Origin of the sequence: Alistipes shahii WAL 8301 (assembly GCF_025145845.1) — a bacterium.
Classification (GTDB): Bacteria; Bacteroidota; Bacteroidia; order Bacteroidales; family Rikenellaceae; genus Alistipes; species Alistipes shahii.
The window spans coordinates 2,717,504-2,732,228 of record NZ_CP102253.1 but is presented as its reverse complement, the minus strand read 5'-3'; the positions used below and the strand labels follow the sequence as shown (position 1 = coordinate 2,732,228).

10 protein-coding genes are annotated in these 14,725 nt (G+C 51.6%); 3 read left to right on the top strand and 7 right to left on the bottom strand.

The genetic code is table 11. The features are described from left to right. Positions 1–5: 5 nt before the first annotated feature. From NQ492_RS11435 to NQ492_RS11405, 7 genes are all read right to left on the bottom strand, one after another. Positions 6–1,088 carry a DNA cytosine methyltransferase gene (locus tag NQ492_RS11435; RefSeq protein WP_015547646.1) on the bottom strand — a complete coding sequence of 361 codons (1,083 nt, stop codon included), beginning with the start codon at positions 1,086–1,088 and terminating at the stop codon, positions 6–8. A gap of 26 nt (positions 1,089–1,114) precedes the next feature. Further along, positions 1,115–1,798 (bottom strand): MjaI family restriction endonuclease, encoded by a 684-nt coding sequence (locus NQ492_RS11430; RefSeq protein WP_231839923.1) that lies wholly within the window; start codon positions 1,796–1,798, stop codon positions 1,115–1,117. 4 nt (positions 1,799–1,802) lie between these two features. Beyond that, complete coding sequence (locus tag NQ492_RS11425; RefSeq protein WP_044054537.1) at positions 1,803–3,086, bottom strand: DNA methyltransferase; 1,284 nt, start codon at positions 3,084–3,086, stop codon at positions 1,803–1,805. Continuing rightward, a complete protein-coding gene (locus tag NQ492_RS11420) occupies positions 3,055–3,363 on the bottom strand; it encodes a helix-turn-helix domain-containing protein (protein ID WP_015547643.1) in 309 nt (102 codons plus the stop codon). The genes NQ492_RS11425 and NQ492_RS11420 overlap by 32 nt, the downstream gene beginning before the upstream one ends. A 133-nt stretch (positions 3,364–3,496) precedes the next feature. Continuing rightward, the gene (mobV, locus tag NQ492_RS11415; protein ID WP_044054536.1) at positions 3,497–4,858 is read right to left on the bottom strand and encodes a MobV family relaxase; all 1,362 of its coding nucleotides are present in this window, start codon (positions 4,856–4,858) and stop codon (positions 3,497–3,499) included. Between the two features lie 582 nt (positions 4,859–5,440). Then, positions 5,441–5,833: a hypothetical protein gene (locus NQ492_RS11410; protein ID WP_015547642.1), complete on the bottom strand. Its 393-nt coding sequence runs from the start codon at positions 5,831–5,833 to the stop codon at positions 5,441–5,443. Between the two features lie 17 nt (positions 5,834–5,850). Then, positions 5,851–7,083 carry a site-specific integrase gene (locus tag NQ492_RS11405; RefSeq protein WP_015547641.1) on the bottom strand — a complete coding sequence of 411 codons (1,233 nt, stop codon included), beginning with the start codon at positions 7,081–7,083 and terminating at the stop codon, positions 5,851–5,853. A gap of 295 nt (positions 7,084–7,378) precedes the next feature. Here NQ492_RS11405 and NQ492_RS11400 point away from each other — a divergent pair, with 295 nt between their 5' ends. From NQ492_RS11400 to NQ492_RS11390, 3 genes are read left to right on the top strand one after another with little or no spacing between them, the layout of a single operon-like run. Further along, the gene (locus tag NQ492_RS11400) at positions 7,379–10,645 is read left to right on the top strand and encodes a SusC/RagA family TonB-linked outer membrane protein (protein ID WP_044054535.1); all 3,267 of its coding nucleotides are present in this window, start codon (positions 7,379–7,381) and stop codon (positions 10,643–10,645) included. A 20-nt stretch (positions 10,646–10,665) separates the two neighbouring features. Beyond that, on the top strand, positions 10,666–12,327 hold the full coding sequence (locus NQ492_RS11395) for a RagB/SusD family nutrient uptake outer membrane protein (RefSeq protein ID WP_015547639.1): 1,662 nt from the start codon (positions 10,666–10,668) through the stop codon (positions 12,325–12,327). A gap of 15 nt (positions 12,328–12,342) precedes the next feature. Next, positions 12,343–14,724 (top strand): hypothetical protein, encoded by a 2,382-nt coding sequence (locus tag NQ492_RS11390; RefSeq protein ID WP_015547638.1) that lies wholly within the window; start codon positions 12,343–12,345, stop codon positions 14,722–14,724. The last annotated feature ends 1 nt before the right edge of the window (position 14,725 follow it).

The following is a 14,725-nucleotide window of genomic DNA, read 5'->3' as shown; positions in this document are numbered from 1 at the left end:
TGGAGTTAGTTGACAATTCGCGTCAAATGGCATATAATACTCTCGGCTATGACTTCTCCCAGTCTCGGTGGAACGGCATTGCCGATATATCTCGATGCTTTGGTAATAGCGACATACTCTTCGTCAGCGAAAAATTTATACGTCATCGGGAAAGTTTGTATAAGAGCAGCTTCTCTAATGGAAATAGCACGATCTTGTATAGGATGTCCGAATCTGCCATTGCCTAAACCAGTGCATTGAGTTGTCATAGTAGGGGCTGGTTTTTCCCAAACCATTCTACCGTAGACACTACCAAACGAGCGTCCGTTATCGGTTTTATGACACCGCAATTGCAAATCCTTCGGCCAATCTTTCCAACTGCCTCCGTACGGAGTATGATGAAGACGTTCGAGATTTAATGGCGATAATGCTTTGGCTCTATGCAACGGATCGTTTTTATCGGTTTCTCCGGCTTTGAGTTCGGGTAAATCTCCGATCGTTTCTTTCACCGTCTTGTACTCGTTAGGCTTATGCGTCGGGTTGATCAACTCGATATTTCCCAATCGCGATGCTAATAACACCAATCTTTTCCTAGTTTGCGGTATTCCGTAATCGGGGCAATATACTGGATTTACCCACACATGATATCCTTCATTTTTCAAAAGATTCTCGAAATCGGATAAAACGGGCTTTTCTTTGAAAGATAAGATTTGAGCCACGTTTTCCATCGTAACGATGTCGGGATGAACAGCCTTGACCAATCGTCCGAATTCATATAATAAATCGTATTTATTCGGATCTTTCTTTTTGTTTTTGAATGCATACGACGAAAACGGTTGACAAGGGGCGCATCCTGCCAACACTCTAATAGATCCTTTGCCGTAGGCTGTGCGGATTTCATCCGGAGACACCGTTTTAATATCCTTATATATGAATTTCGCATTGTTATTCGTTTCATAAGCATACCGGCAGGTCGCATCGAGATCATACCCTGCAAGGATATTGAATCCCTTGCTTTTCATCCCGAAACTCAATCCGCCGATACCGCAAAATAAGTCGATAACTTCAATAGATGGGAACGATTCGTTTTTGATATTCTTTCCTTTCATAATCCGATTTCAAAAACAGAGTGTGCTCAATTAGACAACCGATCTATTTCGGATTGAATCTGACCTATAACCTCTTTATTGGCAATTTCTCCATCTAAGCTGAATACGATAAACACATTACCGCCATATCGTTCTTTGAACGATTCGAAACTCACTTTCATTCGCTCAGTCAGCGAATAACTACCGAAATTGGCACTCGCTGTTATCGGTTTGATTTGTATGCCTATGGCTTTATCTCCGATTTTTGCGATATAATCAATATCTCCAGCATGATCCAATTCGGGATCGCTTTCTTCGAAGTTGATATTAGGAAATACTTTAACCAATCCGTCATTGATTACAGACTTTTCTCGTATATAACCGTCATAAGTACGATTTATAGTCAGATTGTATATATAGTCAATGCAGTCCTGTTCTGTCAATTCACGAAAAGCTGCTTCCCATTCCGGAATCACGACTTCCGTAATTTTTGCATACAACCGTTCACCCAATTCATGGAGACTTTCGACTGTGATTTTCGTCGGATTTTTTCCTGCGGTATGAGCATTTTCGAAATACCATGATTGCCATTCATCGAACGAAGAAGGTTGGCAATCGCGAATAAGAGCCATTACAGCACCTACTTTATTCGGACGGGATAATTGGTATGTTTGGCAAGTGTAGTTCAGCACGCGTTCCTTTTTCCCGAAATTCATTGAATATCTATCCATAACGTTATAGGTTTATCAGTTTCTCGAATTTGTTTTTATATTTGAAATCAAAAGAATAGTCCACGTCTGCCAAACCGTTTTTCAGCATATGTGCATTTATAAAAGTTTTGTTGTCTAAGTATAAGTAGCACAACAACAAATCTTTATCGTCATACTTTATGGCATCGTAACGTAAAAAGACCTTCCTTCCTTTTGTCTTTTCCGCAAGAAATTTTGTCGCATTACCATTGACAGATGGCTTTTCTTTGATTCCGAGCAGTCGTATGGTAAGTCCATTGTTCAATACAATAGTATTTGGTGACAAAATCGTTTTTACAGAAAAATACTCTTCCCGTTCTTTCTTGTCTTTATCTATCCGTGAACCGAATTGCAACTTCTTAATCTCGATTTTGCTTTCCATTTTGTGCGGGTCACTGAATATATAAGGCAAAGTTTTCTTCTTTTCGTCCATGTCGAAAACAGATCTATCGTTGCTGTATCTATATTCTACATTGCCGAACGAAAAGGATGAAGCGACCTTTTCCTCATAGTATTTTTTATAATCGGGATTTATTTCATACCCGATAGAATTACGTTGCAGATTACGCGCTGCCAAAGCCGTAGTCCCGCTACCCATGAATGGATCGAATACCGTTTCTCCAGCAAAAGAGAACATTTTTATCAAACGGTGCGGCAATTCTTCAGGAAATACCGCAATGTGTCCGTCTTGTTTAGCCCCACCGAAATTCCAATGGGAAGCAAAAAATGTATTCCATTCATCTTTTGTCATTTCCGAACATTGCTTTTGCTCAATAGCGGGAACGGGAGCCTTACCTTGTTTTTTGAAAATTAGGATAAATTCGTAATCTATTTTCAAAATACCGTTTCGAGGATAAGGAAAACTACCCATAACAGCTCCTCCCCCTGTCGTATTCATCGTTGTTTGCTTCTGCCAAATTACGGCTCCCATATAATCCATTCCGAGAGCTTCGCAAAAACGTATGATTTCGGTTCTTATGGGAATCACTTTATAACGTCCGTAATAGACGGAACGAGCGAATTGGTCTCCTATATTTATGCACAAACGGCAACCGTCATGCAATACTCGATTGCACTCCGCCCAGACCATATTCAGATTGTTGATATAACTTTCGTAACTATCATGAAATCCTATTTGCCCATCACTCCCATAATCTTTCAATTGCCAATACGGGGGCGACGTAATGATCAGATGGACGGATTTGTCCGGCATAAGAGAAAGATTCCTGCTATCTCCGTTAATAAGCGTGTGTATAGTCTTTATTTCCATTTCTATTGTCAATTATAGTCTTCAACGCTTTATCTGCAATGTTTTTATCGTCTCCGATAATTGCATTTATCTTATCCGCAATCCAAAGGCTCAACAACTCTTCCCGTTCGATATTCAAGATATCCGAAAGCAATACCACTTGCTCCTTTTTAGCTTGCCTGTCTCCGCGTTCTATTCGGCTATACATAGGGACATCTATATTCAAAGCCGAAGCCAATTGCTTTTGCAACAATCCGCTTCGGACTCTGGCCGCTTTGATCTTTTGAGCGAATAACATTCGAATATTTTTTCAATTTGTCATTATTTGGCAAATTTACTACTTTTATTTCGTTTATGCACCATAGAATGCCAATAATTTGATTGACTTGAATTTAGTGATTGAGGTACAGTTGATTATTTATCTATTTCCCCTAAATCCCTCTGCTTTTCCTTTGCGGTTGTATTGGTCGGCGAATGCTCTGCCGTAGCTTATCGAATTGCTCTTTGAACCACTCGGCAATGGGCTTTCGGTCAATGGCAAGAACCAATTTAGTCCCGTCGGTGGGGTCTTTCACGACTTGAAACCATGCCTTTTCGGTCGTGAATTTCCGTTCGTGTTCCTCCGAGTAGAGTTCCCCTGCATACTCCAACGGCTTTCCCTTGACGAGCGTTGCGGTTTGCCTTTCATCGAATCCCACAAGGCGGCAGAGGTTTTCGATACGGAGCATTTCACGGAAATAGGGAAACCATGCCGCAGCCTTTGCGATTACCGTTTTCAAGAAAGATATTTCCTCTTTGTGCTTCGTTTCCTTGTCCGCTATCTCCCTGCGGTGCTTCCGTTCTACTTCCGCCATCTGTCGGCTGTGGTCTGCCTGCATGGTCTGTATTCTATCTTGCAGGGCTTCGATGGTTTCCTCGTGGTCGGCTACCTCCCTATGTAGGGCGGTGTTCTCTTTTTCCAATGTCTTGACCTTGTTGCTGCCGAAAAGAGAACCGACACTCTCGGCGATGTTGGCGGCTGCGGTGGTTGCCGCTCCTTTCAGCTTCTCGGTCTGTATTTCTTTTTTCGCCCGTCTTAGTTCCTCCCGTGCCGTTTCTTTCTGCTGCTGCAAATCCACCACTTCCGCTTTGAGGTTATCGGAGAGTTTCTGTATATCCCGATAATACTGCTGCGTGGACTTGTGACGAGCCTTCGAGCCGTCTATGCCCCTTTGCAGCCCGTATTTTGCCATCGCTTCGGCATAGGTATCTTGGTAGGACTTCAATTTCAGTCGTGTCATAATATCGTCTGCGCACAGCCTCATGGTGTCGGTCGGCTTCTTGCGGTATCGCTTCTTTGTCTGTTCCTCCCTTTTCCTGCGCTTGCGCTCTCCCTTGACGATGGGGACGAGTGTAACGTGTATGTGCGGCGTTTCCTCGTCCCTGTGCAGGTGAGCCGCCACGATGTTCTCCTTTCCGAACGTGTCGGCGAAGTATTTCAGATTGTCGGCGCACCACTCGTCCAAACGCCCCTCTTCCTCTATCCGCTTCATGTCCTCGTGCGTTCCCGATACGTTGATGCGGATAGCCCGTACTTGGTTGCTTCCGATTTTGCGTGTCAGCCCCGCTTCTTCCAATCTCTGCTGTATAGCCGCCGAACGGTCTTTCACCCCGTCGGGGTAGTCGATGAGCCTGCGGTTTAAGTACGTGCGTGTGGGGTCGGCGTTCTTCGGTATGATGAAACGCTCGATATGTGCGGTCGTTCCGCTGTCGCTGCCGTGCGCCTTTTCCATGTGTAAAACTACGAAACCCATATATTCTTCTTTTTTGGCTTGTGAAACAATGATTTTTTGTATCTTCGGGGGCGGCAAATGCCGTCCCCGATGGGGTGTGCAGAGGGGCTTGCCCCTTGCCTTATTGGGGAATTTTCAGCGATACGTAGTATTGCGGCTCGGAAAATTCCCTAATAAGCTACGGTATTTTCTCAGTAAATACCCTGCGGCGTGCCGTCCGTCTGCCTTTCTGCGGTGGCTGTCCCTGCCGTCTGCTTACCCATATAACCCCACCTTATTTTTTCCCTTTCGGTCGGTGGGTGGCGGGGCGGTCGTTTCCGTTTTCAAAGGCTCTTTTGCATGGGGCGGTCGGATACAAGGTTTTCCCGATAAATACGCTCGCAGCGAAGCGAGAGGAAGATTTATAGGGAAACGGCGCAGCCGCCTGACCTTTTAGCCGACATAAAGCCCCGTGCTTGCTTTGCCTTTGTAAACGGAAATGATTGCTCCGCTTTCCTCTGAAAAGAGGAATAGAACCTGCAATATATATCACCATAGTGATAGGTTTGCATGTTGGTATGCTGATATGTTGGTATGTTTGCATGTTGGTATGTTGATATATCATCATGCTTTCCAACGGCTGTTGGGCTTGCCGTCCGAAACAACCGACACGAATACCGTCGTTTTCTCTTTTCGCCTGTTTATAATCCTTTCCAACAACACTTTGCGGACTTTCGCCGCCCCGAACGATTCGATACGGAAAGCGAGGGCGGCTATCGTTTCGAGGTTGTAAACCTCCGCGCTGTATCTGTCCGATATGCGGATAATGCGCTTTATGTCATATATACTCAAAACTCCGCTTTTGCAGAGTGCCTTTATCCCTGCCCGAACCGTCGGGGCGATAACCCCGAACAGTTCGCAGATTTCCCACTCGGTCATGGCGGTTGCACCTATATCGTTCGGCAGGAAGATATTGCCCTGCTCGTCCATCGTGATAATATTCCTTTCTTCTTTCATCGGTATTCTGTTTTTAATTAGATGGCTCGACAGATATTCTTCTCCATATCTTCCAACTTGTGCGACAAGGTTTCCATGTCTTGGCTTATCTTCTGGGCGGTGATTTTGGCGTAAATTTGGGTGGTCTTTATGTTGGTATGCCCCAAAAGACGGCTCACCGTTTCGATGGGTACGCCGTGCGATAAAAGTACGGTCGTAGCGTTCGTGTGGCGTGCCACATGATAGGTCAAACGTACCTTGAAGCCGCATTGTCTGCCTATCTCTTTAAGTATCTTGTTGCAACTTCCGTTACTCGGAACGGGGAAAACATGACCGTCCCTTGCCAGTCCCTTGTACTTTTCGATGATACGTTTGGGAACGTCTAAAAGGCGGATGTTCGATTCGGTGTTGGTCTTCTTTCTTCGGGTGATTATCCAAAGGTTGCCGTCGAAGAATGTTTGTAGGTGGTCGGTGGTGAGGTTCTTCACGTCCGAATACGCCAAACCCGTGAACACCGAAAAGACGAACAAGTCCCGTACAAGCTCGTGGGTGGCGTTCTTCATGGGTGCGTCCATGAGCGTCTGTATCTCCGTTTGGGTGAGGTAGCCCCTGTCCACGCTTTCGGGAGAGTTGATATATCCGGCAAAGGGATTAAAGGGCAAACGCCCGTCGTTCCTCGCTATCGAAACGATGTGTTTCAACGCAATCATGTAGCCCCACACGGTATTAGTGCGGCATTTCTTCTCCGTGCGCAGAAAATACTCGAAATCGTTGATGAAAGTGAGGTTGAGTTCCTTTAACGGAATGTCCTCACGCTTGTAGGTGTGGGGCAAAAACTCCCGAATATGGTTGCAGACCGTCCGATAACGGGTGAATGTACCCTGCGCCCTGCTGTGCCCGACTTTCTTCTCGAACTCGGCGTTGTGCTGCTCGAACAGCTTCAGCAAAGTTTCCTGCTTGATGCCGATACCGAGATAGGCGTCTTTGAGTTTGGCGGCGGTAACATATCCGTCCGTCTGCATCAGTTCTTGGTAGCGGCGGTTTACCTCCACACGGATTTTATCTACCGCAAGGTTGATTCTCTGCGCTTCGACGCTCTTGCCCGAAGCACGGCTGTTCTTCACGTCCCACAACCGTGGGGGAACGTCCATCTTGCAACTGAACTGTTTAATCTCGCCGTCCACCGTGATACGGCACATCAGAGGCAGGTTGCCGTTCGGCTTCTCGCTGCCTTTCTTCACGTAAAATAATACCTTGAATGTACTACGCATAACTCACTCCTTTTTTTGGTTACAAAATTAGTTATTAGTGAGTTACCGACAGCTATGTAAATCTACGCAAAACGCAGAAACAGAACCTTTTAGCAAGAAATTTGCACCCGTTACGGGAGTAACGAGGTGGTAACTGAACTTCTGCACCGTTTGGCTTCGAGGTGGTATTTCGTTGGCTCTGCCCCATAGAAAAACAAAGCGTAACGAACGCTCTATCAGCTAATTCGCTACGCTTTGCTCAAATTTGCAAATCCGCTATGTGTTTATTTTAAAAAAAACTATTAGATTAACGCTTATGGTAAGAAAAATTCTACTATCGTTAATTGCTTTATTGGGGGGGGGAATATTACTCTCGCTGGCCCAGAGTAAGCAAATTTCCGGAACAGTCACCGGTCCCGACGGGAAACCGGTCGCCGGAGCAACGGTTATGGTCGACGGCTCGCATGTCGGCACGACCTCAAACGGAGACGGTAGCTTCACCATCACGGCTCCCGGAAACGGATCGCTGGTCGTATCCTTCATCGGCTATGAAACCCAGAAGGTGGCCATCGGAGGCAAGACCCGAATCAACATCTCGCTCAAAGAAGACGCACAGGCCATCGACGACGTGATCGTAGTGGCCTTCGGTACAGCCAAGAAAGACGCCTTCACCGGAGCGGCGAAGGTGATCAAATCCGACGATCTGATAAAAACGCAGTCTTCGAACGTCGGGGATGCCCTCGTCGGCAAAATCGCCGGCGTGCAGTTCTCCTCCGCCTCGGGCCGTCCGGGTTCCGGTCAGAAGATTTACGTGCGCGGCTACGGTTCGATGAATGCCAAAAACGACCCGCTCTGGGTTGTAGACGGCGTGCCCTACGAAGGTGACATCAACAACATCAACGCTGCCGACATCGAGTCGATCAGCGTCCTCAAGGACGCCGCGTCGAACGCCCTGTACGGCTCCCGCGGCGCGAACGGCGTAATCATGGTCACGACCAAGCGTGCGAAGGCCGGCGAGGCCACCGTGACTTTCGACGGCAAGTGGGGCATCAACACCCGTGCGTTGCAGACCTACGACATCGTGGAGGATGCGGGCGAATACTACGAGATGCACTACAAGTCGCTGTACAACTATTACACGCTCGACCAGAAGTACACTCCCCTGGCCGCCAACATCGCCGCCAACAAGCTGCTGACGTCGAACGATCCCGGCGGTCTGGGTTACAACGTCTTCACCGTGCCCGACGGCCAGAACCTCATCGGCGAAAACGGCCGTCTCAATCCGCGTGCGAAGCAGGGCCGCCTGGTAACCGACGCCAAGGGCCAGCAGTTCTACCTGCAACCCGACAACTGGCTCGACGAAATCTACAAATCGTCGTCGTTCCGTCAGGAGTACAACGTCAGCGTTTCCGGCGCGACGGACCGCGCCAATTTCTTCGCATCGCTCGGCTATCTGGACAACACGGGTATCGTCGACGGTTCGAGCAACGAGCGCTACACCGCCCGTCTGCGCGCGGACTACCAGGCCAAAAAGTGGCTGAAAGTCGGCGGTAACATGTCCTACACCCATTTCGTCTGGAACAACGGCAACCAAACCAACGACGACGGCGAAGGTCAGGGCGAAGGCAACGCCGACGGCGGAAACGCATTCGCCACGGCGATCCGCATGGCGCCGATCTATCCGGTCTACATGCGCGACGGCAACGGCAACATTATGATCGACGAGTACGGATTCAAGATGTACGATACCGGCGACGGCCGCAACGGCGGCGCACTGCGCACCAACGGCGGGAAGAGCAACGACCTGCAGGACATTCAGCTCAACAAATACATCAACGAGGGCAATGCCTTCATGGCCAACGGTTTTGCCGATTTCTCCCTGTACAAGGGCCTGAAACTGACCCTCAACGGAAGCGTGTCGCTCGACGAAACCCGCGGTACGCAGGTGTCGAACCCCTACTACGGACAGTTCGCCGAATCGGGCGGCGCCGTTTTCAAGAGCCACAGTCGGGAGATCGCCTACAACATGCAGCAGTTCCTGACCTACACCAACACCTTCGCCGACGTCCACAACCTCGACCTGCTCTTCGGCCATGAAATGTACAACCGCAAATCCTACGGTCTGTACGGCTCGAAGACCATGATGTTCTCGCCGGACAACACCGAACTCAGCGGCGCCGTCGTCGACTCGTCGCGGTCGGGTTCGTCGGTTCTGGAGTACAACAACGAGGGCTACTTCTTCCGCGGACAGTACGACTACGACAACCGCATCTATTTCTCGGGATCGTACCGCCGCGACGCATCGTCGCGCTTCCACCCCGACCACCGCTGGGGCAACTTCTGGTCGCTCGGCGCAGCCTGGATCATCAACCGCGAGAGCTGGTTCAACGCTTCGTGGGTCAACATGCTGAAGGTCAAAGCATCGTACGGTTCGCAGGGTAACGACAACCTCGGATCGAAAGCGGAATCCTACTACCGCTATACCGACTACCGCGAGATCCTGAGCAGCGGCGACGGCGTTACGAGCGTACTCTACCAGAAAGGCAACCCCGACATCACCTGGGAGACCAACGCCAACCTCAATGTCGGCGTAGAGTTCGGCCTCTGGGACAACCGTCTGTCGGGTAGCATCGATGTCTTCAACCGCAAGACCACCGACATGCTGTTCGAGCTGGCCACTCCGATCGAGTCGGGTTACACGACCATTTTCACCAACATCGGCGACATGGTCAACCGCGGTCTCGAAATCGAACTGAACGCAGACCTGATCCGGACCAAAAACCTCGTGTGGGACTTCTCGCTCAACATGACCCACTACAAGAACAAGGTGACCCACCTGCCGGAGCAGTTCAAAAACAACACGACGGCCGACGGCAAACACGTGGGCCGCTGGCAGGACACCAAATTCCTCACCGAAGGGGAATCCGTCTTCTCGTTCTACGTTCCGACCTACGCGGGAGTAGACCCCGAGACCGGAAAATCGCTGTGGTACACCTACAAGACCGATGATGCCGGCAACAAGGAGCGCATCAAGACCTCCGATTACTCGGTGGCCTCGCAGGAGGGCCGCGAAATGCACGGAGACGCCCTGCCGGACGTTTACGGCGGTTTCGGCACGTCGCTGCGCTTCTACGGCGTCGATTTCTCGATCGGCTTCACCTACCAGCTCGGCGGACAGGTTCTCGACCAGGGCTACAGGTTCTACATGAACTCCCCGGCAGGAACGTCGACCGGAAACAACTACCACCACGACCTGCTCAATTCGTGGACTCCCGAGAACTCCGGTTCGAACATTCCGCGTTTTGCTTACAACGACTCGAATCAGGCAGCCGTCTCGGACCGTTTCCTCACCAGCGCATCGTACCTGAACATCCAGAACATCACGCTCGGATATACGCTGCCCAAGCGTATCACGCGCAAGTTCCTCGTCGAGAATCTGCGTATCTACCTCGCCTGCGACAATGTATGGTACTGGTCCAAGCGTCAGGGTCTCGACCCGCGTCAGTCCATCAACGGAATCACGAACCCGTACTACTACGCCCCGATTCGCACCTTCTCGGGCGGTGTAACCGTAACGTTCTAATTTGTTAAACGACGAATATTATGAAAATGAACAACATACTGAAAACAACGGCGCTGCTTCTCGGTTCATCCGTGCTTCTTTCGGGCTGTATCAAGGAGACCTTCCCCGAAAGCGGATACGCCACCAGCGATCAGACTGCCGAATCTCCGTTCGCAAAGGAGGGTCTTATCACTGCGATGCCGACGGTGCTCATCACCAACTATATAGACCTCGGCGAGCACATCGACTTCGGCTACCCGGGCATCTTCGGCGCCACCGACCGCATGGTCGGCGAGGTGTTCCCCGTCAGCGGCAACCTGCCGGGCGGCAACCAGTACTACGACCGCTGGCAGGCATGGCTCTATCCGGGCAACTCGACCGGATTGGCAGCGAACGGCAAGATGTCCCCGTTCTTCTACACCAACTATTACAAGTTCATCTTCACGGCCAATGAGGCCATCGACATCGCAAACCAGAGCGAAGGCGCAGAGGAGATGATGGGCATTGCCAAGACTTTCCGCGCGCTCTGCTACCTCGACCTGGCCCGTCTCTACGACGCGCTGCCGGCCAAGGCTCCCGAACGTCCCGCCTACGAGACCGAGCTGGAAGCCGTCAAGGGGCTGACCGTTCCCATCGTCCGGGAAGATACGAGCATGGAGGAACTGGAGAACAACCCGCGCGTATCGCGTGAGGAGATGTTCAAGTTCATCTTCGAGGACCTCAACACCGCCGAGACCCTGCTGGCCAACTATACGCCGGCGACGAAAAACCTGCCCTCGCTGGCCGTGATCTACGGACTCAAGGCCCGCGCCTACCTCTGGCTGGGCGGATTCACCGAATCGTATGCGGAAGTTCCGACCGGCGACGCCGCTTACCGTCTGGCCGCCGAATACGCCCGCAAGGCCATCGACGCTTCGGGCTGCACGATTATGACCGAAAGCCAGTGGCTCGACCCGAAGACCGGGTTCAACACGGTCAATTCGTCGTGGATGTGGGCCATGATCCAGACCACCGACACCGTGCTCAACAACCTGCTGTCGTGGTCGGCCCACATGGCGACCGAGGCTATCTGGGGTTACGGCTACGGAGCGCAGCCGGGTATCTCGGTATTCAGCTACAACCGCATTTCGTCGGGCGACTTCCGCAAAAAGAGCTTTGTCGGAGCCGACCGCTCGTTCGACGCCATCGCGCCCTATACGACCCTGACCGAGGAGGAGTTCGCAACGATAGCCCCCTACGCATCGTTTAAGTTCCACGCGGCCAACGGCGAAAAACGAAACTATTCCACGGGTAACGTGACGAGCATCCCGATGATGCGTGTCGAGGAGATGTACCTGATCGAGGCCGAGGCTACGGCGCACTACGACGCCACCACCGGCAAGTCGCTGTTGCAGTCGTTCATGGCCAACCGCGATCCGGCCTATACGGTTCCGGCGGCCAACGACCTGATCGACGAGATCATTTTCCAGAAGCGGATCGAGTTCTGGGGCGAGGGCGTCATCTTCTACGACCTGAAGCGTCTGAACATCGGCATGCACAACGGCGACACCGGCACGAACGCTCCCCCGATGGCCCAGCTTTCCACGGACGGACGCGCCCCCTGGTGGAACTGCGTGTTCCCGCTGAACGCCGTACAGCAGAATAAGGCGCTTGCGGGCAAGAACAACCCCAACCCGACCCAAACGGTCAAGTCTGTTAAATAAAAAACATCGCTATTTATGAAAAGTATAAAAATATTCTTTCTGGCGACTGTCGCCATCGTCGCGGGGCTGTTCACGGCCTGCAGCGACGATGACTTCAAAGCAGGTCCCGAGGTCGACGGCGCACAGGTCTACTTCCCCGAGAATGTGACCACCCAGCATAGCATCAGCGACGACGTCTCCTCCATCGCCATCCCGGTAAAACGCATCGCCAAGGACGAGGCGCTGACCGTAGCGGTTCTCGCCAGCGACGAGTCGGGTCTGTTCACCATTCCGTCGTCGGTATCGTTCGCAGCCGGCAAGGAGACTTCCGAACTGCTGATCACCTTCGACCGCACCAAACTCGAAGACGGCAAGGAATACCCCCTTTCGTTCCTGATCAACGACGAGGACAACACGACGCCCTACGGCAACCGTTCGCTCGACATCATCGTCGCCCCCTGGCCCTGGGTGAAACTGGGAACCGGCAAATTCCGCGACGACTATCTTTGCAGCATGTTTAACGGCGGAAATCCCGAAATCGAGGTCACGATCCACGAGCACAAATCGAAGAAGGGCATCTACATGATCGAAGAGATGTACGGCTGGCCGTTCCTGACCGAATTCTTCAAAGGTTCGCAGGAAGAGATCGAGTCGCAGGTCAAACTGACCTATACTCCGGTCAACATCACCATCGATTGCAGCGACCCGACGAAAGTGGTCATGCCGCGTCAGTTCACGGGAATCATCGACGGAGATCCTGCTTATGGAAATTATGAAATCGCCATGTCCACGGGCGGGGAAGGTACGCTGGTAAACGGCGTGATCACGTTCCCCCAGGAGGCCCTCGCGTTCGTTTGCGGCGCCGGCAGCCTCAAAGCCAATAAGTCCGGACTGTTCCGTATCCTCCTGCCCGGCGCCGAATTGACCGACTATACGCTCTCCGCCGTATACGACGGCATGAAGGTCAGCGCCGACGGAGAGACGGCGAGCGCCGTCATCGACTTCACCTACGGCGCCGACGTTACGAACATCCGCTATGTTCTCGTCGAAAATGAATTGACCGAGGCCGAAACCGCTACGCTTGTCGCAGCGATCGCCGACGGATCAGCCGAGAACATCAACGAGTTGCAGGACTTCACCGTAGGCGGCGAGAAAGTCTCCGCCGAAGCCGTACTGCCTGGACCCGGAACCTATACCGTAGTCGCCTTGCCCCTTGACAAAGCGCAAAAACCGGTTTCCGGCGAAGCTTCCGCAGCATCGTTCTACTTCCCGGGCATAGGAGGGACCTCGGTTCCCAACGACATCGCCGGCTCGCTCTATAAAGTCAGCGCCTATCCCGATGCCGCAGCATATGTATCGAAGTATCCCGATTACTCATCGGCCGTGTACGAGATCACCGGCACGGAGATGAAGAAGATCAAAACCTACTTCAACAAAACTTCCATAATCGACAATATCGAGATTCAAACCGGAGGCCTGACCCTGCAGGATGTAGTCGATAAATACGGTAAAGAACTCAATGCCGATGCGATGGAAGAACTTGCAACGACCGGAAAGTATTGGGACATAATGATCAATCTGACACCGGGCGCATCCTATACGCTGGTTGTCGAAGCAACGAACAACTACGGCAAGAAAAAACTGATCGTGTGCGAACCGTTCGTGACGGACATACCGCCCTATACCGGAGAGTTGATCATCGGGAAATACGGCATGTCCTACGCGGCCAGCGCTGAAGACACGTTCGAAAATGTATTCGAGGTAATACCTACCGTCGGAAGCAACACCGAATTTTTCGTGAAGGATTTCGCCGTAGAGGACGGCACCCAATGGTACGCAACCTATGACTCGGCCAAGTCGACGCTCACGATGAGCGGCGTGCAGCTCGGCCGGGAGGACAACGGCAACCTGCTCGGCAAATTCACGGAGGCGCTCACCCCGAACCAGACCCGCGGTTACGGTATCTTCTCGTTCGCAACCGAAGAGAGCGAAGGCAGCGATCCGATCGTATTGACGATCGATCCGGCGTCGAAACAAGTTTCAGCGCTGACGACCGACGTTGAGGTTCCCGTTGCTGATTTCACCGTCAACAAGATCGTCGGAGCCTTGGCAGCATACTATGCCGACGGAACGACCATCACGAAGCAGAGCGGAACGACATCCGCAGCATCCGCAGCCAAAGTTCAGGGCGTCCGCACGAAGATCCCGTTCAGCAGCGTCCGTGTTCCGGCCCATATCGGGAAGTCGCTCGACAGCCGCGGTCTCCAGATGAACGCCACATTCGTCAGGAACAGCGACAACACGAACCACGGCGTCCGCACGTTAAGCGTGAAGACGGCGAAATGCGAGCCGCTGCCGAAACAGATCGGCCGCCGCGCCGATTTCAAAATCCGCGAAAACCTCCCGGTTTTGAAATAAC